18 protein-coding genes and 1 other RNA gene are annotated in these 22,381 nt (G+C 54.9%); 11 read left to right on the top strand and 8 right to left on the bottom strand.

Annotated features, from left to right (window positions below; all coding sequences use genetic code 11):
- The first annotated feature begins 12 nt into the window (after positions 1 to 12).
- The 8 genes from pheT (at position 13) to K6L24_RS12065 (ending at position 8,397) form a co-directional block, all read left to right on the top strand.
- Entirely contained in the window at positions 13 to 2,400 is a 2,388-nt protein-coding gene (pheT, locus tag K6L24_RS12100; RefSeq protein ID WP_118664230.1) for a phenylalanine--tRNA ligase subunit beta, read from the top strand.
- Positions 2,401 to 2,404: 4 nt separating this feature from the next.
- Entirely contained in the window at positions 2,405 to 2,704 is a 300-nt protein-coding gene (gene ihfA, locus K6L24_RS12095; protein WP_017802142.1) for an integration host factor subunit alpha, read from the top strand.
- Between the two features lie 227 nt (positions 2,705 to 2,931).
- Positions 2,932 to 3,915, top strand: a complete 984-nt coding sequence (gene btuC / locus K6L24_RS12090; protein WP_062743496.1) for a vitamin B12 ABC transporter permease BtuC — start codon at positions 2,932 to 2,934, stop codon at positions 3,913 to 3,915.
- Between the two features lie 46 nt (positions 3,916 to 3,961).
- Entirely contained in the window at positions 3,962 to 4,504 is a 543-nt protein-coding gene (locus K6L24_RS12085; RefSeq protein ID WP_062743495.1) for a glutathione peroxidase, read from the top strand.
- 3 nt (positions 4,505 to 4,507) lie between these two features.
- Positions 4,508 to 5,248 carry a vitamin B12 ABC transporter ATP-binding protein BtuD gene (gene btuD, locus K6L24_RS12080; protein WP_062743494.1) on the top strand — a complete coding sequence of 247 codons (741 nt, stop codon included), beginning with the start codon at positions 4,508 to 4,510 and terminating at the stop codon, positions 5,246 to 5,248.
- A gap of 57 nt (positions 5,249 to 5,305) precedes the next feature.
- Positions 5,306 to 5,764, top strand: a complete 459-nt coding sequence (locus K6L24_RS12075; protein ID WP_062743493.1) for an NlpC/P60 family protein — start codon at positions 5,306 to 5,308, stop codon at positions 5,762 to 5,764.
- A gap of 359 nt (positions 5,765 to 6,123) precedes the next feature.
- Positions 6,124 to 6,867 (top strand): EAL domain-containing protein, encoded by a 744-nt coding sequence (locus K6L24_RS12070; protein ID WP_062743492.1) that lies wholly within the window; start codon positions 6,124 to 6,126, stop codon positions 6,865 to 6,867.
- Between the two features lie 90 nt (positions 6,868 to 6,957).
- Complete coding sequence (locus tag K6L24_RS12065; RefSeq protein ID WP_062743491.1) at positions 6,958 to 8,397, top strand: protein adenylyltransferase SelO; 1,440 nt, start codon at positions 6,958 to 6,960, stop codon at positions 8,395 to 8,397.
- Here K6L24_RS12065 and K6L24_RS12060 read toward each other — a convergent pair.
- The 6 genes from K6L24_RS12060 to ppsR all read right to left on the bottom strand — a co-directional run bounded on the left by K6L24_RS12060 (position 8,394) and on the right by ppsR (position 14,209).
- Positions 8,394 to 9,170, bottom strand: a complete 777-nt coding sequence (locus K6L24_RS12060; RefSeq protein ID WP_222681502.1) for a heme ABC transporter ATP-binding protein — start codon at positions 9,168 to 9,170, stop codon at positions 8,394 to 8,396. The genes K6L24_RS12065 and K6L24_RS12060 overlap by 4 nt on opposite strands.
- A complete protein-coding gene (locus K6L24_RS12055) occupies positions 9,163 to 10,161 on the bottom strand; it encodes a FecCD family ABC transporter permease (RefSeq protein ID WP_062743489.1) in 999 nt (332 codons plus the stop codon). The genes K6L24_RS12060 and K6L24_RS12055 overlap by 8 nt, the downstream gene beginning before the upstream one ends.
- Positions 10,161 to 10,982 (bottom strand): heme/hemin ABC transporter substrate-binding protein, encoded by an 822-nt coding sequence (locus K6L24_RS12050; RefSeq protein ID WP_118664226.1) that lies wholly within the window; start codon positions 10,980 to 10,982, stop codon positions 10,161 to 10,163. The genes K6L24_RS12055 and K6L24_RS12050 overlap by 1 nt, the downstream gene beginning before the upstream one ends.
- Positions 10,979 to 12,010 (bottom strand): hemin-degrading factor, encoded by a 1,032-nt coding sequence (locus K6L24_RS12045; RefSeq protein WP_062743487.1) that lies wholly within the window; start codon positions 12,008 to 12,010, stop codon positions 10,979 to 10,981. Before K6L24_RS12045 ends, K6L24_RS12050 begins: the two co-directional genes overlap by 4 nt.
- Positions 12,011 to 12,182: 172 nt before the next feature.
- On the bottom strand, positions 12,183 to 13,229 hold the full coding sequence (locus tag K6L24_RS12040; protein WP_222681501.1) for a 3-deoxy-7-phosphoheptulonate synthase: 1,047 nt from the start codon (positions 13,227 to 13,229) through the stop codon (positions 12,183 to 12,185).
- A gap of 146 nt (positions 13,230 to 13,375) precedes the next feature.
- Positions 13,376 to 14,209 carry a posphoenolpyruvate synthetase regulatory kinase/phosphorylase PpsR gene (ppsR, locus tag K6L24_RS12035; RefSeq protein WP_062743485.1) on the bottom strand — a complete coding sequence of 278 codons (834 nt, stop codon included), beginning with the start codon at positions 14,207 to 14,209 and terminating at the stop codon, positions 13,376 to 13,378.
- Positions 14,210 to 14,684: 475 nt separating this feature from the next.
- On the opposite strand from ppsR, the gene ppsA reads away from it, so the two are divergent.
- Positions 14,685 to 17,063: a phosphoenolpyruvate synthase gene (ppsA, locus tag K6L24_RS12030; RefSeq protein WP_118664225.1), complete on the top strand. Its 2,379-nt coding sequence runs from the start codon at positions 14,685 to 14,687 to the stop codon at positions 17,061 to 17,063.
- Positions 17,064 to 17,141: 78 nt separating this feature from the next.
- On the opposite strand, the gene rprA is transcribed toward ppsA, so the two are convergent.
- An RNA gene (gene rprA / locus K6L24_RS12025) (antisense sRNA RprA) lies at positions 17,142 to 17,243 on the bottom strand.
- A 264-nt stretch (positions 17,244 to 17,507) separates the two neighbouring features.
- Positions 17,508 to 18,632, bottom strand: a complete 1,125-nt coding sequence (ydiK, locus tag K6L24_RS12020) for an AI-2E family transporter YdiK (protein WP_062743483.1) — start codon at positions 18,630 to 18,632, stop codon at positions 17,508 to 17,510.
- A gap of 241 nt (positions 18,633 to 18,873) precedes the next feature.
- On the opposite strand from ydiK, the gene ydiJ reads away from it, so the two are divergent.
- The gene (ydiJ, locus tag K6L24_RS12015) at positions 18,874 to 21,927 is read left to right on the top strand and encodes a D-2-hydroxyglutarate dehydrogenase YdiJ (protein WP_062743482.1); all 3,054 of its coding nucleotides are present in this window, start codon (positions 18,874 to 18,876) and stop codon (positions 21,925 to 21,927) included.
- Positions 21,927 to 22,340, top strand: a complete 414-nt coding sequence (locus tag K6L24_RS12010) for a hotdog fold thioesterase (RefSeq protein ID WP_062743481.1) — start codon at positions 21,927 to 21,929, stop codon at positions 22,338 to 22,340. Before ydiJ ends, K6L24_RS12010 begins: the two co-directional genes overlap by 1 nt.
- Positions 22,341 to 22,381: the final 41 nt, after the last annotated feature.

Here is a 22,381-nt window from a genome sequence, read left to right as displayed (position 1 = left end):
CGGGTAAAACCAATGAAATTCAGTGAACTCTGGTTACGTGAATGGGTCAACCCGGCCATTGACAGTGCAGCCCTGTCCGATCAAATCACCATGGCCGGTCTGGAAGTAGACGGTGTGGAAGCGGTAGCCGGTGCTTTTCATGGCGTCGTCGTCGGTGAAGTGGTTGAGTGCGGCCAGCACCCGAACGCCGATAAACTGCGCGTGACGAAAATCAACGTCGGTGGCGACCGTCTGCTGGATATCGTCTGTGGCGCACCGAATTGCCGTCAGGGGCTGAAAGTGGCTGTCGCGACTGTGGGTGCGGTACTGCCGGGTGATTTTAAAATCAAAGCGGCTAAACTGCGTGGCGAGCCGTCGGAAGGGATGCTGTGCTCTTTTTCTGAACTGGGTATTTCCGACGACCATAACGGTATTATTGAACTGCCGCTGGATGCCACCATCGGGACAGATATCCGTGATTATCTGAAGCTGGATGACAGCACCATTGAGATTAGTGTCACGCCAAACCGTGCCGACTGTCTGGGTATTATCGGTGTGGCACGTGATGTTGCCGTGCTGAACAAGCTGCCGCTGGCCGCGCCTGAGATCGCACCGGTTATCGCAACCGTGCAGGACAGCTTCCCGATTCGCGTCGAGGCCACCGCGGCCTGCCCACGTTATCTTGGACGTGTTGTTAAAGGCATCAATGTCAAAGCCGCTACGCCGCTGTGGATGAAAGAAAAACTGCGTCGCTGCGGGATCCGCTCAATTGATCCGGTTGTTGATGTCACCAACTATGTTCTACTGGAGCTGGGCCAGCCGATGCACGCCTTTGACCTCGATCGCCTCGACGGGGGAATTGTGGTGCGTATGGCGGAAGAGGGCGAAACCCTGACGCTGCTGGATGGCAACGAAGCCAGGCTGAACAGTGATACGCTGGTGATCGCGGACCAGAAAAAAGCGCTGGCCATGGGCGGGATCTTCGGTGGTGAGCACTCTGGTGTAAACGAAGAAACCCAAAACGTGTTGTTCGAATGCGCTTTCTTCAGCCCGCTATCCATTACCGGCCGTGCACGCCGTCATGGTCTGCATACCGATGCTTCACACCGTTACGAGCGTGGTGTTGACCCGGCATTGCAGCATAAGGCAATGGAGCGTGCGACACGTCTGCTGCTGGATATCTGTGGCGGCGAAGCCGGGCCGGTTATTGATGTCACTGATGAAGCCATGCTGCCTGTCCGTGCCACTATCACCCTGCGCCGTGAAAAGCTGGACCGTCTGATCGGCCACGTGATTGCGGATGCTGAGGTGAGCGACATTCTGCGCCGTCTGGGCTGTGACGTGACGGAAGGTCAGGGCGAATGGCAGGCGGTCGCACCGTCGTGGCGTTTTGACATCGCGATTGAAGAAGATCTGGTGGAAGAAGTGGCTCGCGTCTACGGCTACGACAACATTCCAAATGTGCCGGTACAGGCCGGTCTGGTGATGACGAAGCACCGGGAAGCCACTCTGTCGCTGAAGCGCGTGAAAGCGCTACTGGTCGACAAAGGATACCAGGAAGCCATCACCTACAGCTTCGTTGACCCGAAAATTCAGGCCCTGCTCCATCCGGGTGAAGAAAATCTGGTCTTACCCAGCCCGATCTCCGTTGAAATGTCCGCGATGCGTCTGTCGCTGTGGAGTGGTCTGCTGGGCGCGGTAGTGTACAACCAGAATCGTCAGCAGTCTCGCGTGCGCCTGTTCGAAAGCGGTCTGCGCTTTGTGCCTGATACACAGGCAAACCTGGGGATCCGTCAGGACGTTATGCTGGCTGGTGTGATCAGTGGCCATCGTCATGAAGAGCACTGGGATCTGGCGCGCAGTCCGGTAGACTTCTATGATTTAAAAGGTGATTTAGAGTCCCTGCTGGAGTTAACCGGCAAACTCGATGACATTCAGTTTGTGGCAGAGTCCCATCCTGCACTCCATCCGGGCCAGAGCGCGGCGATTTATTTACGCGGTGAACCTATCGGATTTATGGGTGTGGTCCATCCGGAACTTGAACGTAAACTGGATCTTAACGGCCGCACCGTGGTGTTTGAACTGCTGTGGGACAAGGTTGCAGACCGCGTCCTGCCTGATGCCAGCGGCATTTCACGCTTCCCGGCAAACCGTCGTGATATCGCTGTTGTGGTTGCTGAAAACGTGCCAGCAGCAGATGTTATCACTGAGTGTAAGAAAGTTGGCGTAAATCAGGTAGTTGGCGTAAACTTGTTTGACGTGTACCGTGGTAAGGGCGTAAATGATGGTTTTAAGAGCCTCGCTATCAGCCTGATTTTGCAAGATACCAGCCGGACACTCGAAGAAGAGGAGATTGCCGCTACCGTTGCGAAATGCGTAGAGGCACTGAAAGAGCGATTCCAAGCATCCTTGAGGGATTGAACCTATGGCGCTTACAAAAGCTGAAATGTCTGAATACCTGTTTGAGAAGCTTGGTCTTAGCAAACGGGATGCCAAAGAGCTGGTTGAACTGTTTTTTGAAGAAGTGCGTCGTGCTTTGGAAAATGGTGAGCAGGTTAAACTGTCAGGATTTGGCAACTTCGACCTTCGCGACAAGAATCAACGTCCGGGACGTAACCCTAAAACGGGTGAAGACATTCCCATCACGGCTCGCCGGGTTGTGACGTTTCGACCGGGCCAGAAACTAAAAAGCCGGGTTGAGAACGCTTCACCAAAAGAAGACTGATTTCAGCCAATCAAAAAGGCCGCGCAAGCGGCCTTTTTCATGTCCATCGTCAATGTCTCTGTTTAAAAAAAACCTTATCTCTGCAGTGTTTAATGACCCGAGCGTATTCAAATATCGTGGCAGCGAGCGGGCAATATCACGATTGCTTACAGCAGCGGTGTGGCTGGCACTTTCTTTTTGCTAATTTCCCTCTACAATTAACCCTCTGTTTTCTCTGAAAAACACTTGTGATGACTGTGCTCTCCCAACAGATTTCTTCTGTTCAACGGCGATCGGGCTTCTGGCTTTGTGGGCTGTTGATCTTTTGCCTGTCACTGTTGCTGGTGAGTCTTTGCGCGGGCGATCGTTGGCTATCTCCGACCGAGTGGTTCACTCCCGATGCTCAACTCTTTGTCTGGCAGCTGCGTCTGCCCCGTAGCCTGGCCGTCATGTTGGTGGGCGCGTCACTGGCGGTTGCAGGAGCAGCTATGCAGGCATTGTTCAGCAATCCCCTGGCTGAACCCGGGCTCCTGGGTGTATCTGGAGGCGCGGGCGTAGGGCTGGTGCTGTGTATTTTCGCGGGTACCAGTAATCCCTGGCTGATGAGCCTGAGTGCTATTCTCGGGGCGCTACTGGTGACGCTGATCCTACTGCGCTTTGCGCGCCAGCATCTGTCCAGCAGCCGCTTGCTGCTGGCGGGTGTGGCGCTGGGCATTATTTGTAGTGCCGGGATGACGTGGGCTGTCTACTTCAGCAGCAGTATGGACTTGCGTCAGCTCATGTACTGGATGATGGGGGGGTTTAGTGGACTCGACTGGCGCTATAGCTGGCTGATGCTGGCGTTGATCCCGGTTCTGCTCTGGTTGAGTTGCCAGTCCAGGGTGCTTAATCTGCTGGCGTTGGGGGAGATCTCCGCGCAACAGCTGGGCCTGCCACTGGTACTGTGGCGTAATCTTCTGGTGATCGCTATCGGCTGGCTGGTGGGTGTCAGTGTTGCGCTGGCGGGCGCAATAGGATTTGTGGGGCTGGTCGTGCCGCATCTTCTGCGTCTGAAGGGGCTGAGCGACCATCGTATCCTGCTTCCCGGTTGTGCGCTGGCGGGAGCCGGTGTACTGCTGGCCGCTGACATTATAGCCCGTGTCACATTAACTTCTGCAGAACTGCCTGTCGGGGTGGTCACGGCAACGCTGGGCGCGCCGGTCTTTATCTGGTTATTATTGAGCAACCGCTGACAGCCTTGAGGCTGTTTATATCCCTACGTTAAAACAGGAAAAAACGATGAGTATTTTCGATACAGAACTGGTGACGCTGGATGGTGAAAAAACAACCCTTGCTCAGTGGCAGGGCGATGTGTTGCTGGTCGTCAATGTGGCTTCAAAGTGTGGACTGACACCCCAGTATGAAGAACTGGAAAAATTGCAAAAAGAGTTGCATGGACAGGGGCTGACGGTGCTGGGGTTCCCATGTAATGCGTTTCTGGAACAAGAGCCCGGCAGTGAGGCTGAAATTAAAACTTTCTGCAGTACTACTTATGGTGTCACTTTCCCCATGTTCAGCAAGACAGAAGTTAACGGCCCGCAGCGTCATCCGCTTTATGAAAAGCTGGTGGCGGCACAGCCTCAGGCGACAGCGCCCGAGGGGAGTGGCTTCCTGGCGCGTATGAGCAGTAAAGGACGTGCGCCGAAGCAGCCAGGAGATATCCTGTGGAATTTTGAAAAGTTTATTATTGGGCGTGATGGTACGGTGCTGCAGCGTTTCTCGCCGGATACCGCACCCAACGACCCGCAACTGGTCGCGCTTATCCACAAGGCGCTGGCATAACGTATGCTGCTGGAATTAACAGGCGTTGCGCTGGAAGGGCGCTTGTTTCCTTTCAGCGCTCGCGTCGGAGCCGGGCAGGTTATTCATCTGGTGGGGCCTAATGGCGCGGGAAAAAGCTCACTCCTGACCGCTATAGCCGGACTGCTCCCCTGTGAGGGAAACGTGACGTTGGCGGGGCTCCCGGTGGGGGCATGGCCTGGACGGCATCTGGCTCGCCAGCGCGCTTATCTGCCACAACAGCAGCAGCCTCCGGGGCAGATGCCGGTCTGGCATTACCTTATGATGCATGTGCAGCAACAGGGTATTGAATCGCAACAGATGCTGCAGTCACTGGCTAAGGCGTTACTGCTGGACGATAAACTTGCCCGGCCACTCACTCAACTCTCCGGGGGTGAATGGCAGCGCGTACGGCTGGCCGCTGTCTTTTTACAGATTAGCCAACCGGAAGGTAAACTGTTGCTGCTCGATGAGCCGTTAACCGGGTTGGATATAGCCCAGCAGGTGGCCTTCGACACTCTTCTTCCGGCGATAACGGCAAAAGGTGTGAGTGTCATTATGAGCAGCCACGATATCAATCACTCCCTGCGCTATGCCGACAGCATCTGGCTGATGCGGCCTGGGCAGAGTGCATTACAGGGGCATCCGGGCCAGGTACTGACGCCTGAACATCTCAGCGCGCTGTATGGCGTGTCGTTTCGTTTGCTGAAGAGTGAAGGCCAGTCGTTGTTGACCACGCTGTGCTGAACAGCCTTATCTGAAGACTGCCGTCAGGTTACTGATGTTGCTACTGAGGGATGTGTTATGCGTTACTGGTTTCTGCTGTTAGTGATCATGCTGGCAGGTTGTAGTAGCCGTGCTCCGGCGCCAGATGGCCGGCTTTCTGATTCAATCACCGTTATAGCGCAGCTTAACGATCAGCTGGGGCAGTGGCGCGGTGCCCCGTATCGTTATGGCGGCATGAGTCGCGGTGGTGTTGACTGCTCAGGTTTTGTTTATCTGACCTTTCGCGATCGTTTTAATATGCAGCTACCCCGCACCACTTCTGCGCAGACCGATATCGGGACCCGCATCGACAAATCACAGTTATTACCTGGCGATCTGGTTTTCTTCAAAACGGGCAGTGGAGAAAATGGTCTGCACGTGGGAATTTACGACACAGACAATCAGTTTATCCATGCTTCCACCAGTCAGGGCGTGACGCGTTCGTCACTGGATAATGTTTACTGGCGAAAAGTATTCTGGCAGGCAAGGCGTATTTAATCAGCCCCGGAGACAACGTTTTTTTGCCTGTAAATAGTGGAAGGAAGCTTTAAAATCATGAAATGGATTTAAAATACATCTTTACTGATAATTGTCCTTAAGTCGCTTTTCAGGTGACATCTGACCACTTTTTAGTAAAAAAGAGCTAAAAAGAAACCACAGAATTTATTTCTCCTGCCAGATGAGTGATAGCGAAAAGCAACGTTTATGTCAGTTTTGTGTTAGCTTAACGTTCTGGATTAGAAGCAAAAGCACACTGCAATTGAATTTCCGCAAAGTGACGGTCTCTTTACACTGTTGCTTGTCCTATTTTGTTGATATAGGATGCGGTGAGTGCCGCTTAATAATGGCGAAATAAGATGAACATCTTTCTGGAAGCAGATTGTCAAACTTACACAGCATTCTGCCCGGTATACACTCCTGGCGGGCGATTATCGTCTGTTGAAATGTTAACTCACTTTACCCATGCAAGCGCTAATGTTGCCATGCCACAGGAGATCCTGACGGTATTATTAAATGACCGGCAGCGTGTCCTTTTGTTGCAGCAACAAATTAATGTGCTGGAAAAACATTACGAATTTTTCAGTAACCATGGCATTAAAGTGGCTATTAATATTGATATGCCACTTGCCGAGACTATCCTCGGCAGTGAGTTTCTTCTGAAAAGGATGTGCCAGATTGATTGCATTGAGCTGGAAATCAGCGAAAGCTTTCCTGGTTTAAATGCAGGCAGAGATAATAATACTCTGCAGGCACTGAGTGAGAAATTTAGCTTAAGTCTGAGTAATTATGGTGCGGGAAAGTCGACGTCAAAGGCGGTTTTTGACGATCTCTTTTATCGTATTAAACTGGATAGGGTCTTTATCCAGCATAATATTAAACGGTTATCTTTCCATCCCTTTATCAGCGCTATCCTCGATCATATCAAACCCCACTGCCAGGAAGTTGTGGTGCAGGGGGTGGATGACTTAAACGGACTGCAAACGATACGTGACTATGCTTTTGATGGTATTCAAAGTGCACTCTTCCCCTCCGTCTGTGAAGACGAGTTGATTCTCCTGACGGCCCCTCCCGAGCCACTTTGGGAACGCGTGTTGCAATAACCCTGAAAAATCTCTGTGTTTGCCAGCCTCGCCGCGCACTACACTGTATGCGTCAGCGGGGATGTTCCCAATGGCACTGATGGAGGCGCCATGCAATTCAATAACACCTGGTATCAGGAGCTGAGTGGTTTTTACACCGCTGTAGAGCCAACGCCGTTAAAAAATCCCCGACTGCTGTATCACAGTGCGCCGCTGGCGCAGGAGCTGGGCCTTGATGACAGCCTGTTCAGCGCGGAGCATGTCGGCCTGTGGAGCGGTGAGACGCGTCTGGCGGGTATGCAACCGCTGGCCCAGGTTTACAGTGGGCATCAGTTTGGCGTTTGGGCGGGGCAGCTGGGTGACGGTCGTGGCCTGTTACTGGGGGAGCAACAGCTCTCTGATGGCCGTAAAGTTGACTGGCACCTGAAAGGAGCCGGACTGACCCCCTATTCGCGAATGGGGGATGGTCGGGCTGTACTGCGCTCCACGCTGCGTGAGTTCCTCGCCTCTGAAGCGATGCATGCGCTGGGCATTGCCACTTCGCGTGCGCTAACGGTGGTCACCAGCGATGAGCCGGTTTACCGCGAAACGGCCGAACCTGGTGCCATGCTGCTGCGCGTGGCAGAGAGCCACGTGCGTTTCGGCCACTTTGAACACTTCTATTATCTCGGCCAGCAGGACAATGTTACCCGACTGGCCGACTACGTTATCCGTCACCACTGGCCGCAGTGGCAGCAGGAACCGGATAAGTATCTGCTGTGGTTTAGCGACGTGGTGAAACGCACCGCCCGTTTGATTGCGGGCTGGCAGAGCGTGGGATTTGCGCACGGCGTAATGAACACTGACAACATGTCGATTCTGGGTCTGACCCTGGACTATGGTCCTTATGGCTTCCTGGATGACTATCAGCCGGGCTTTATCTGTAACCACTCCGATCACCAGGGGCGTTACAGCTTTGAAAATCAGCCGATGATCGGTCTGTGGAACCTTAATCGTCTGGCACACGCGCTGTCGGGCCTGATGAGCACCGAACAGTTAAAACAGGCGCTTTCAGGATACGAAACAGAGCTGATGCGCTGCTGGGGTGAAAAAATGCGCGCGAAGCTGGGCCTGCTGACGGCCGGTAAAGACGATAATCATATTCTGACAGGCCTGTTGTCGCTGATGACGAAAGAGGGCAGTGACTATACCCGCACGTTCCGGCAGTTGAGCCAGACGGAACAGCAGGCGTCCCGCTCGCCGCTGCGCGATGAGTTTATCGATCGGGAGGCGTTTGACGACTGGTACAATGTCTACCGTCAGCGCCTGTTACAGGAGGAGCGCAGCGACGATGAACGGCAGCAGGCGATGAGGCTGGCCAATCCGGCGCTGGTTCTGCGCAATTACCTGGCGCAGCAGGCGATAGAACAGGCAGAACAGGAGGATATCAGCGCACTGACCCGACTGCATCAGGCGCTGTTGCGTCCGTTTGATGACCTGCCAGAGTTTGCTGATCTGACGCGTCGCCCGCCGGAATGGGGTAAAAAGCTGGAAGTGAGCTGCTCCAGCTAGCGACGCAGCGCGATTTGGGGTACCCCCTCGGTCAGATGGGGGTGCACCAGCACATCAGCGTGATACCAGCGCTTCAGTGTGGCTTCATTCAGCACCTCCTCTGGCCGGCCCTGCGCCACCAGCCGGCTCTCAGCCAGCAGCATCACCCGGTCGGACCATAGCGAAGCGAGGTTCAGATCGTGCAGAACACAGCAGACGTTGAGTGCATATCGCTGCGTCAGCTGCGACAGCAAACGCAACAGGTGCTGCTGATGATAAAGATCCAGTGCTGATGTCGGTTCATCCAGGAACAGCCAGCCATAAGGCCCATCCTGCCGCCATAGCTGGGCCAGCGCCCTGGCAAGCTGCACCCGCTGCTGTTCTCCGCCGGAAAGTTGCAGATAGTCGCGTCGGGCCAGCCCGTCGCAGCCGGTTAATGCCATCACCGCTTCCACGACCAGCTGCACCGGGCCATGCCAGGGCGCGCGGCCCATTGCCACCACATCAAACACACTGAGTGGAAAAGCCATGCTGCTTTGCTGGCGCATAACCGCGCGCTGCCGTGAAAGTCGTGCTGCCGACCACTGCGCCAGCGGCTCGCCGTTTAACAGACACTGACCCCGGTGAGGGGGGATAAACCCGGTCAGCAGGCGTAACAGCGTTGACTTCCCCGCACCGTTTGGGCCAATCAGTGAAACCAGCTCACCGGGTTTAAGGGTGAGGGATACATCGTCAATCAGCCAGCGCTGGTCCCGCTGGTAACTCAGCCCGCTGGCACGCAGTTCATCAGCCATTAAGACCTCCACGGCGGCGCAGGATTAGCCACAGGAACCAGGGGCCGCCGATCAGGCTGGTCAGCAGACCCACCGGCATTTCCGCCGGGGCGACGAGGGTACGCGCCAGAGTATCGGCCAGAAGCAGCAGGATCGCACCGCTCATCAGTGATGAAGGCAGCAGCCAGCGGTGATCGCCGCCCAGCCAGAAACGCATCAGATGCGGCACGACCAGGCCAATAAAACCGATCACGCCGCTGACGGCAACGGCAGAGGCCACCAGAAAGGCGCTCAATACCAGCAAATAGCGCTGGGTGCGCGCCACGTCCACCCCCAGATAGTGCGCCTCTTCTTCACCCAACTGGAGCAGATTGAGACGGATTGCCAGCCGCTGAACCAGCACCATGCAGGGCACGACGACCGAGGCGCACACCAGAACGGTAGGCCACTGCGCCTGACCCAGGCTGCCCATCCCCCACAGTGACAACTGTCGCAGCTGCTGGTCGGTACTCAGCCAGGAAAGTACCCCCACCGCCGCGCCGCAAAGCGCGTTAATGGCAATGCCCACCAGCAGCAGACGGCTCAGACCGGTCAGACCCTGTCGACTCAGCAGAAAGATCACCAGCGTAACGGCCAGACTGCCGAGAAAGGCCGCCAGTAAGGGCAGGTAAAGCATCAGCACGCCGGGTAATGACAGCGAAAGGACGATAGAAATCGCGACGGCCAGTGCTGCGCCGCTGCTGATGCCGAGCAGACCGGGATCGGCCAGGGGGTTGCGAAACAGCCCCTGCATGACACATCCGGACAGGGCCAGCGCGCCGCCTACAATCACCGCCAGCAAAACCCGGGGCAGACGGATGGTAAACCAGATTTGCCAGAGACTGCCATCAAACCCGGACCGCCATAGTGCGGGGAGGGTCAGCGACATCGCCCCGGTGTTAGCCGCACTGAAGGCCAGGACAACTAACAGCATAAAGAGGACGCCCAGCCAGCGCAGCGTTCTTACCGGCATCACGGCAGGGCTTCCGCCGCCTGACGCAGTTTCAGGATCGCACCCGGGGTATCGATACCGAAGCCGAGCAGCGCCATATCATCCACCACCAGCAACTGCTGATGCTGGCCTGCCGGCGTCAGTGCGATACCCGGCAGTTTCCAGAGATTCGCTTCACCGCCCAATGTTTTAATACCGTCGCGCGTTGCCACAATTAACTGCGGGGCGCTGGCGATCACGCCCTCCTGCGACAGCGGCTGATAGCGACGGATACTGGCCATCGCATTCTGCAAACCGGCAGCCTTGATCGCCGCATCGGCGGAGGTCTCGCTGCCGGCTGCCATGGTGCCCATTCCCTGGTGAGCGAGGATAAACAGCACCTTGACCGGCAGCGGTTTAGCCGGGATGCTGGCCAGCTGTTTTTTTACCCGGGCCTGTAAAGCGCTTCCGGCCTCTTCACGATGCAGGGTGGCGGCAACTGTCGCAATCTTTTCACTGATGGCGGCGATATCGGCTCTTCCCGTGACATCCACAACTTTCACACCATTTTGCGCGACCTGCTGCAGGGCCAGTGTCGGTTTGGCCAGTTCGCTGGCGATCACCAGTGTGGGTTTCAGCGCCAGAATACCTTCAGCATTTAACTGGCGCATATAGCCGACGTCAGGCAGTTTTTTGACCACGGCCGGATGCAGACTGGTACTGTCGCGTGCGACCAGTTCCTGCTGGGCATCAAGGGCATAGATGATTTGAGTGACATCGCCACCGATACTGACAATGCGCTCTGTCGCGGCGGCGGTGAACGCCAGCGGCAGGGCGAACAGGGCGAACAGGGCGGCTTTCACAGATTATCTCCTTTCACGCTGAGAGCCGCCAGCTGCTCACGCCAGCGCGGTTGTTCCGGCTGGCCTTCGCTGCGCTGACCGTAGATCTGGGCAATCTGTGTCCCGTCGGCGGCAAACAGCTCCAGGCTGGTGACCATCCCATCGGCAGTCGGCTTGCGGGTGATCCAGCTTTCAGCAATCTGCTCCTCCTGAAGATGCAGGGTGAAGGCCGGATTAAAGATGTTCAGCCAGTTACGCATCGGCATGACTTTTTCAATCGTACCGGTAAAGATCTGTACGCAGGCACGGTTTCCGACAAATATCATGATCTCATTGCCATCCTGACAGACCTGGTCCAGTAACCTGGCCAGCGACGGATTGCTGACCTGCCAGGCCAGATCGTCGCTGACGGCACGGAAGGCCTGCTGCCGTGAGACATCATGCTTTTTCAGCAGGCGGAAAAACTGGTGCACATCCGTCATCGCCCGCCATTCAGACTCAATTCGTGCCGCGTCAATCTCACCGGCAAAGGTGGGGGGGATGGCGGTGGTCACGCTGAAAGACGCTGGCGATTCTGACCGGTAGCCGGCAATCAGCTGCTGCCAGGCATCCATGTGGGTATTTTCGGTGGTATACACTTTCAGCACTGCATCACCGTGCAGGTCAAAAAACTGAATACTCTGACGTTCGCCGTGGCCGGTCATCTCCTGCAGATGGAAAACGCTGGCCCACTGATTAACAAATACCCGCAGATCCAGCGCACGCGGATTCAGCACGATACCTGCGTGGTCGTTAAGATGAATATTGCTGAATACGCCGAGGTGCTCGTGCACAGCATAGTCGTTGCGGGTGATGCATTTGGTTTCTCCCACCGCTTCCAGCGCATGCAGCAACTCACGCATAGCAGGGCGCAGCATCCGGGCCTGATGTCCGATACGGGCGAATGTCAGTTCCGCCTCACTGATCCCCATCATTGCGGCCAGGTCGCGGGCGTATTTTTCCGGGTGCTGTTGTTTTAATTCGCAGTAGTGCGGGTAGTGTGCCGTCAATGCTGTGTCCTCAAGGAAGTTGCTAAAAGGAAAAGGGATTCATTATCATAATGATAATCATTATCAATGAAAGGCGGCGGTGTGCAAGCAAAAATTAACGTTGAGGAAACAGTTTGCGCAAAAGGGGGGATGAAGCGGAAAAAGCCGACCCGCAAGGGGCCGGCTCAGGCAATCAGAAGCGGCTGTCGACAGCGTCTGCCAACTGCTGCAGGACACTGGCCGTGTCGTCCCAGCCCAGACAGGGGTCGGTAATCGACTGGCCATAGACCAGCGGAGTGTCGCGGATCACTTTCTGCGTCCCTTCCTGCAGAAAACTTTCGATCATCACACCGGCAATGGCCGTCGATCCGCTGCGGATCTGCTGTGCGATGCTGTCGGATACTGTTTTTTGCAGGCGGTGCTGTTTAAGACAGTTGCCGTGGCTGAAATCGACCACCAGTTGCTCAGGCAGGTGAAATTCACGCAGATGGGCGACGGCATCCGCAATATCCTGCGCATGGTAATTGGGGGTTTTACCACCACGCATGATGATATGCCCGGACGGATTCCCGCTGGTCTGATAAATGGTCATCTGACCGTGCTTATCCGGCGACAGAAACATATGGCTGACGCGCGCTGCCCGGATAGCATCGACGGCAATGCGTGTATTGCCATCGGTACCGTTTTTAAAACCGACCGGACAGGAGAGGGCGGAGGCCATTTCGCGATGGATCTGGCTTTCCGTGGTGCGGGCACCAATGGCTCCCCAGCTAATCAGATCGGCAATAAACTGCCCGATCACCATATCCAGAAACTCGGTGGCAGTGGGCATGCCCAGCGCATTAATATCCAGCAGTAGCTTTCTCGCCACTGCCAGCCCGTGATTGAGCCTGAAGCTGCCGTCCAGGTCAGGGTCGGAAATCAATCCCTTCCAGCCCACCACCGTGCGCGGTTTTTCGAAATAGGCACGCATAACGATTTCCAGACGGGAATGATACTTATCCCGCAGGGCATTAAGACGCTCTGCATACTCCAGTGCGGCGGCAGGATCGTGAAGCGAGCAGGGGCCAACCACCACCAGCAGGCGCTTATCTTCACCGTTCAGGATGCGGGAGATCTTTTGACGTGATGTGGTGACGTTCTCGACGATGGCTGGCGTGATCGGCAGGCGATCCTGCAGTTCAGCAGGCGTCACCAGGCTGTCGATGCGCGCGGTCCGCAGTTCATCTGTTTTGTTCATGGCGGTCTCTAAAATTTGTCTTCGCAACGGCAGGAATACCGGGAAGTAATGGCGTTCACCTTAAACCAAACCGCGATGATTTCAACCGCAAAACAGCAGGGTTATCGCATTTCCGGCGCCAGTGAGCCGCGCCGGAGGTGGGAAAATCAGTACATACGTCTTGTAAGACCCATGATATCGAGGATTTTAGTGGCGATCTCCTCAACCGAATAATTGGTACTGTTAAGGTAACGGATCTGATGGGTGCGGAACAGGGCTTCCACTTCCCCCACCTCAAGCCGGCACTGGCGCATTGATGCATACCGGGTGTTTTCTGCCCTTTCCTGGCGAATAGCCGCAAGGCGTTCCGGATCAATGGTCAGTCCGAACAGTTTATTCTGGAAGGGCTTAAGCGCCGGGGGAAGCTTCAGGTTATCCATATCGTCAGCGATAAAGGGATAATTCGCCGCGCGGATGCCGAACTGCATTGCCAGGTAGAGGCTGGTCGGAGTTTTGCCACAGCGCGATACGCCTAACAGGATCACCTGAGCCGCTTCCAGCCCGCGTAACGAGATCCCGTCGTCGTGCGCCAGGGTATAGTCAATGGCGGCAATACGGGCATCGTACTTGCCGAGATTTCCGGCCGTCAGTCCGTGCGTACGGTTAGCGATAGGATCCGGTTCAACCCCGAGTTCCTGCTGGAGTGGGGCCACCAGAGACTGAACAATATCCTGGCAGAAGCCATCGCTCTCTAAGATGATGTCGCGGATTTCTGGCGTGACAATCGAAATAAATACCAGTGGCCGCACGCCACTCTGCTGATACAGCGCATTGATTTGTGCTTTCACGGCCTGAGCACGCTGCACATTTTCGACAAAAGGCAGGGTGACGCTCTGGGTAGCAACAGGAAACTGAGACAGTACGGCATGGCCCAGCACCTCGGCCGTAATCGCCGTGCCGTCGGAAATATAAAAAACACTGCGTTCAGCGTTCACGTCCATTTTCTCTCCGCTTACGAGGGGGCATAGCAGACTAAATTAATCTGCATCAATAAAGCAAATCGTGATTTCGCCTGCAAAATAAAACAAAAAAACCATTAACTAATGATATGAACTTTTTATTTTTATAAAATAAGACGAATCGCAGATTGTGACTTAAAATGAAATCACGTTTCTGTTTACTATTCATCTTTACCGCCCTTTCATTTTAAAACATTCGCGCAGGGAATCCTTTTTTGTTGCGCAAGTTATATTAACCCGACGATAATGATTTTATCGTATCTACTTGAAAATTAAGGGTGGTTAATCATCTTCTATGTTGCGCAACGCGGTTTTTAAGGCGGAGTATTCTTAAAAAATAAATTTAGCCGTTGCTTGAACGATTCAACACTTTATCAATCCTGCCTATATGTGCGAGTCTCAGAAAGCAATGCTGTGTCCCTAATATTCTTAATTAAATCTTACAAGGATTGCTTCAATGTCCAATAAAGGCGAATTGCCGCTTGTGCTCTGGTATAACCAGCTTGGCATGAACGATGTAGATCGGGTGGGGGGGAAAAATGCCTCTCTGGGTGAAATGATTACTAACTTGTCGTCACTGGGCGTTTCCGTGCCTAACGGCTTTGCGACAACCTCAGAAGCGTTCAACCTGTTTCTCGATCAAAGCGGCGTCAACCAGCGTATCTATGCGCTGCTGGATAAGACCAATATTGATGATGTTGATGAACTGGCAAAAGCGGGTAAACAGATCCGTCAGTGGATAGTCGAAACGCCATTCACGCCTGAGCTGGAAAAAGCGATTCACGAAGCCTATAACCAGCTCTCTGCTGATGATGCCGAGGCGTCGTTCGCGGTTCGCTCTTCTGCCACGGCCGAAGATATGCCCGATGCTTCCTTCGCCGGACAGCAGGAGACCTTCCTGAATGTTCAGGGGTATGATGCAGTGCTGGTGGCGGTGAAGCATGTCTATGCCTCGTTATTTAACGATCGTGCCATCTCTTATCGCGTCCATCAGGGCTATGACCATCGCGGCGTAGCGCTCTCCGCCGGGGTTCAGCGGATGGTGCGTTCTGACCTCGCCTCCTCTGGAGTGATGTTCACCATTGATACCGAGTCAGGGTTCGACCAGGTGGTCTTTATCACCTCTGCGCTGGGGTTAGGAGAAATGGTGGTGCAGGGGGCTGTAAACCCGGATGAATTTTATGTGCATAAGCCGACTCTGGCCGCAGGCCGTCCGGCGATCGTGCGTCGTAACATGGGATCGAAAAAAATTCGCATGGTTTACGCCGATTCCAGGGAACATGGTGAGCAGGTCAGAATTGAAGATGTGCCTGAAGCCGATCGTGACAGATTCTCCCTGACTGACAGCGAAGTAGAAGCGCTGGCGGCACAGGCGGTGCAGATTGAAAAACACTATCAGCGGCCGATGGATATTGAGTGGGCTAAAGACGGGCATACCGGAAAACTGTTTATCGTGCAGGCGCGCCCGGAGACGGTCCGTTCTAACGGGTCGGTGATGGAGCGTTACACGCTGCAGGGTAAAGGCAGTGTAGTGGTCGAAGGACGCGCTATTGGCCATCGTATCGGTGCCGGTGAGGTGAAAGTTATTCACGATATCAGCGAAATGAACCGCATTGAAAAAGGGGATGTGCTGGTCACCGACATGACCGATCCGGACTGGGAACCGATCATGAAAAAGGCTTCTGCCATTGTCACCAATCGTGGGGGACGTACCTGCCATGCTGCCATTATCGCGCGCGAGCTGGGTATTCCGGCGGTGGTAGGCTGTGGGAATGCTACCGATATCCTGAAAGACGGGCATCAGGTGACGGTTTCCTGTGCCGAAGGGGACACCGGTTACGTTTACAATGAACTGCTCGACTTTGAGGTCAAAAGTTCGCAGGTAGACGAAATGCCGTCGTTGCCGCTGAAGATCATGATGAACGTCGGCAACCCTGACCGTGCTTTTGACTTTGCCTGTTTGCCCAATGAGGGCGTGGGGCTGGCGCGTCTGGAGTTCATCATTAACCGTATGATCGGGGTGCATCCGAAAGCACTACTGGAGTTCGATAAGCAGACCCCGGAACTGCAGCAGCAGATCCGTTCGTTGATGAAAGGTTTTGATGACCCGGTGGAATTTTACGTGGGCCGACTGACGGAAGGGATCGCCACTCTGGGTGCGGCTTTTGCCCCTAAGCGTGTGATTGTGCGTCTGTCTGATTTCAAAACTAACGAATATGCTAACCTGGTGGGCGGCGAGCACTACGAGCCTGAAGAGGAGAACCCGATGCTGGGCTTCCGCGGGGCCGGGCGCTATGTGGCCGACAGCTTCCGCGACTGTTTCGCGCTGGAGTGTGCAGCGGTGAAGCGGGTACGTAATGAGATGGGGCTGACCAACGTTGAGATCATGGTGCCGTTTGTCCGCACCGTGGCTCAGGCGAAGGCAGTCGTTGAAGAGCTGGAACGTCAGGGGCTCAAGCGCGGTGAAAACGGGCTGAAAATCATCATGATGTGCGAAATCCCGTCAAACGCTCTGCTGGCGGAAGCGTTCCTGCACTATTTTGATGGTTTCTCCATCGGCTCAAATGATATGACTCAGCTGACGCTGGGCCTTGACCGCGACTCCGGCGTGGTTTCAGAACTGTTCGACGAGCGTAATGATGCGGTGAAAGCACTGCTGTCGATGGCGATCCGCGCCGCGAAGAAGCAGGGCAAGTACGTAGGTATTTGCGGGCAGGGCCCATCCGATCACGAGGATTTTGCCGCATGGCTGATGGAGGAGGGGATTGACAGTCTGTCCCTGAACCCGGATACCGTCGTGCAAACCTGGTTGAGTCTGGCAGAACTGAAAAAGTAAGCTGCAACGCTGTCAGAAAACGCGATCTTCTCTTACAGACGTCCTCTCAGGGGGCGTCTTTTTTTTGACAAATTTCAGGCAAAAAAAAGCCCATCACAGGGGATGGGCAAAGACTACACACAGCAATTCTTTACTCAGGGGAATACTTTGTTCAGAAACCGTTGGTCTGGTTTCAAACTTGATAGCCATACTATGCAACCGCGTTCCTGACGTCTTTAAGAATCATCTCATTAGTTTAAAACTCATAATACTTTTTCACGCAGAAGGGGATTTTTAACGACGGAAGGCGAACAAAACATCAGCAATGAAGCGAAGTGTAGCCTTGAAAGGCTAAAAACAGCGGTTTAGTGATAAATTCTACTAATAGGAATCCGATGTTCAGAAAAAGAAATATTCCAGATATTAATGTTTGCAGCCGGAAAACCGGCTGCAAACGACAGGAAACTATGGCTTAGAATGGTACGATTCGGCTTCAATTTCCGCCAGTTCTTCCACGACTGCCAGGGGATCCTCATCGGGGGCGGGCGCTTCATGCACCCAGACGGAAACCAGACGGTAAGACACAGCCAGTACCACCGGCCCGATAAACAATCCAATCATGCCAAAAGCGATTAAACCCCCGATGACACCAGAGAGGATCAGGATCAGCGGCAGGTCTGCCCCCATACGGATCAGCATCGGCCGCAACACGTTGTCTAGCGTGCCAACGACGCAGCTCCAGACCAGCAGTACGGTGCCCCAGGTGGTGTCGCCACTCCAGTACAACCAGATAATGGCCGGAACCAGGACAATCAAGGGTCCTAACTGAACCAGGCAGGAAAGAATCATCAGTACCGTCAGGATGGCGGCATAAGGAATACCGGAGATGGCGAGACCAATCCCCCCCAGGACACCCTGAACCAACGCCGTGACCACCACTCCGAGAGCGACAGCACGAATCGCCTGTCCCGCCAGTAACACGGCAGCGTCACCCCGACGTGACGCCAGACGAAAAGCGAAGTGGCGGATGCCGTGACCGACCTGTTCACCGCGCCAGTACAGCAGCACACTGAACAGCAACATCAGGCCGATATGCATCATAAAACGGCCAAAATGACCGGCCTGGGCGAAGAAGAATCCGGTTGTGCGGCCTATATAAGGCTGTATCTGTGCAATCAGCGCCGAGCCCCCTCCCGCCACCAGGTTGTGGTAAGCCGAATAGAGTTTTCTGCCTACCAGCGGGGTGCTTCTCAGCCAGTGTAACTCCGGCATCTGTACGTGACCGGAACTGAGCCAGGCAAAAAGCGGAGCACTGTTCTCTATCAGGCTGTTGACCAGCAGGGCGACAGGGATAATAAACACCAGAATCAGCAGCAGGGTCATCACCAGTACCGCCAGTCCGCGGCGGCCCCAGAGCCAGCCCTGAATTTTAATCATCAGGGGCCAGGTGGCGATCACCACCATGCTGGCCCAGGCAAATCCCAGAATAAAGGGTTGTACAACCCAGAAACACGCCACGATCGTCAGGCTGATAAACAGCAGTAAAAACACGATTTGCGGTAGATCCCAACCAGTTTGCGGGTTCTTCATCGACTAATAATGACCTCAGGTAAAATACGATTTCACGCTTAAAAGCAGCGCAGACGCTTTGATTCGGCTGACCCTGACGTTTTCATCATGACGCATGAAACGCTTTGGTGACAGAGACAACAGGTTATTCTTTTGCTTCGTTTTTTGAAATAACGGCAGGTCATAAAAAAATGTGATAAAACGGATAACTGCGCAGTATAAGCAACGCAAACGATTCACCTAACATTTTGGTCACCCGATAATGATCCCACAGATTTCCCAGGCGCCGGGTCTCGTTCCGCTGGTGCTGAGTTTTTTGGATGCCTTAAAACAGGATGGTTTTACTGGCGATACGGCGACAAGCTATGCTGACCGTCTGATCATGTCCACCGACAACAGCATCTATCAGCTGCTGCCGGACGCGGTCATTTTTCCCCGCTCCACTGCTGACGTGGCGCTGATTGCGCGCCTGGCCGCGGAGACCCGCTTCGCCTCGCTGGTTTTCGCACCGCGCGGCGGCGGCACCGGCACCAATGGCCAGTCTCTGAACCAGGGCATTGTGGTGGATATGTCACGCCATATGAAGCGGATTCTGGAGATTAATGTTGAAGAGGGCTGGGTGAGGGTTGAAGCTGGCGTGATCAAAGATCAGCTCAATGCTTACCTCAAGCCTTTCGGCTATTTTTTCTCGCCCGAACTGTCTACCAGTAACCGTGCCACCCTGGGGGGGATGATCAACACCGATGCATCCGGTCAGGGGTCGCTGGTCTATGGTAAGACCTCTGATCATGTGCTGGGGCTGAAAGCGGTCCTGCTGGGTGGGGAGGTGCTGGATACCTGCGCGATACCGGTCAGTGAAGCAGAAAAACGGGCAGAGCAGCCGGGTAAAGAGGGTCAGATTTATCGCGTCGTGCTGGACCGTTGCCGTCTGCAGCGCGACCTGATTATCGAAAAATTTCCCAAACTTAACCGTTTCCTCACCGGCTACGATCTGCGCCATGTCCTGAGCGATGATCTGCAGCAGGTCGATCTGACGCGCATTTTGTGCGGTGCCGAAGGGACGCTGGCGTTTATCGCTGAAGCCACGCTGGATATCACCCCGATACCGAAAGTACGGCGGCTGGTGAATATCAAATATGACTCCTTTGATTCAGCGCTGCGCAATGCCCCCTTCATGGTGGCAGCCAATGCCCTGTCGGTCGAAACTGTGGACTCAAAGGTGTTGAACCTGGCGCGGGAAGATATCGTCTGGCATTCCGTCAGCGAGCTGATCACAGATATCCCTGATAAAGAGATGCTCGGCCTGAATATGGTTGAGTTTGCTGGGAACGATAAAACGCTGATCGACAGTCAGGTGGATGCGCTGTGCCAGCGTCTGGACGCCCTGATGGTGCAGCAGGAGGGTGGGGTCATCGGTTACCAGCTTTGTAACGATGTCGCCGGAATTGAACGTATCTATGGCATGCGTAAAAAAGCGGTGGGCCTGCTGGGTAACGCCAAAGGGCGTGCCAAGCCGATTCCCTTTGTTGAAGACACCTGTGTACCGCCGCAGAACCTCGCTGACTATATTGTGGAATTCCGCGCACTACTCGACGGACATAACCTGAGCTACGGCATGTTCGGCCACGTCGACGCCGGCGTGCTGCACGTGCGTCCGGCGCTGGACATGTGTGACCCGCAGCAGGAGAGGCTGATGAAGCAGATCTCCGATGAGGTGGTGGCACTGACGGCACGCTACGGTGGCCTGCTGTGGGGGGAGCATGGTAAAGGTTTCCGTGCTGAATACAGCCCGTCGTTCTTCGGCGATGCGCTTTACGGCGAACTTCGCCGTATTAAGGCTGCTTTCGACCCGGCTAACCGGCTTAATCCTGGCAAAATCTGTGCGCCCCTTGGGGTTGAAGACCCGATGCTGAAAGTCGATGCAGACAAACGCGGAACCTGGGATCGCCAGATCCCGGTTAACGTTCGCACCGACTGGCGGGGGGCGATGGAGTGTAACGGCAATGGTTTGTGCTTTAACTTTGACGTGAAAAGCCCCATGTGTCCGTCGATGAAAATCACCAGTAACCGGATGCACTCGCCAAAAGGACGTGCCACGCTCACGCGTGAATGGTTGCGCCTGCTGGCAGAGCAGGGCGTCGATCCGCAGGTGCTGGAGCAGCAACTGCCGTCGAAAGGGATCAGCCTGCGTGGGATGATCCAGCGAACCCGCAACAGCTGGCAGGCAAAACGCGGCCAGTATGATTTTTCACATGAGGTCAAAGAGGCGATGTCGGGCTGTCTGGCGTGTAAAGCCTGTTCGACACAGTGCCCGATTAAAATTGATGTTCCGGGCTTCCGCTCACGCTTCCTGCAGTTGTACCACACCCGTTATTTGCGACCCGCCAGCGATTACCTTGTCGCAACAGTAGAAAGTTATGCACCGCTGATGGCGAAGGCGCCGAAAACCTTTAACTTCTTCCTGCGTCAGCCGTGGGTGAAATCGCTCAGTCAGCGGCATATCGGTATGGTTGACCTGCCGCTGCTATCGTCTCCGACGCTGAAGCAGCAGCTGGCGGGGCACCGTGCGCTGGGCACCACGCTGGACGATCTGGAACTGATGAGTGCGGAACAGCGCGCGCAGTGCGTGCTGGTGGTGCAGGATCCCTTTACCAGTTACTACGAAGCCCAGCTGATTGCAGACTTTGTCCGGCTGATTGAAAAGCTGGGCTATACGGCGGTGGTACTGCCGTTCTCACCCAACGGAAAAGCACAGCATATTAAGGGCTTCCTGCAGCAGTTTGCCCGCACGGCGCGGAAGACCTCAGAATTCCTCAACCGCGTGGCCAGACTGGGTATTCCGCTGGTGGGCGTCGATCCGGCGCTGGTGTTGTGCTATCGCGATGAATACCAGCAGGTGCTGGGCGAAAAACGTGGTGATTTCCATGTTCAGCTGGTTCATGAGTGGTTGCAGACGGTTGTGTCCGTCCGAACGCCGTCGCCGGCAGAAGGGGAGGCCTGGTATCTGTTTGGTCACTGTACGGAAGTGACCGCACTGCCCGGGTCGGTCAAACAGTGGGAAACTATCTTTGCCCGCTTCGGTGCAACACTTGAAAACATCAGCGTGGGGTGCTGCGGCATGGCCGGAACCTACGGGCACGAAGCCAAAAATCTTGATAATTCGCTGGGAATTTATGCTCTGTCCTGGCAGCAGGCATTACAAAAACTGCCCCGTCAGCGCTGTCTGTCGACAGGCTATTCCTGCCGAAGTCAGGTGAAGCGTGTTGAAGGGAGCGGGATACGCCATCCTCTGCAGGCACTACTGGAGATCATCTGATGTCTATCTGGCAACGTCAGGCAACGCTTGAACAGCTTAATCAGGGCAGTAAAGAAACCCTGGTTGAGCATATCGGCATATGTTTTACCGTACTGGCGGAAGACAGGATTGAGGCGGTGATGCCGGTTGACCGGCGCACGAAGCAGCCGTTTGGCCTGCTGCACGGCGGCGCCTCGGTGGTACTGGCAGAAACTCTGGGCTCGATGGCAGGCTACCTCTGTACCGCAGGCGAACAGCAGGTGGTCGGGCTGGAAATTAATGCTAATCATCTGCGTGCCGCCCGGGAAGGAGAAGTGCGTGGGGTCTGTCGGGCGGTGCACATTGGCCGGCGGCATCAGGTGTGGCAAATAGAAATTTTCGATGATCAGAACCGCCTGTGCTGTACGTCCCGTCTCACTACTGCGGTAATCTGAGCGATAACCCTGTTTTTTACGGGGTTTTTCGTATCCGTAGC

The sequence above is a fragment of the Erwinia persicina genome, assembly GCF_019844095.1.
Taxonomy (GTDB): domain Bacteria; phylum Pseudomonadota; class Gammaproteobacteria; order Enterobacterales; family Enterobacteriaceae; genus Erwinia; species Erwinia persicina.
Note: the sequence above shows the minus strand (reverse complement) of the source record. Positions and strands in the feature narration are given on the sequence as shown.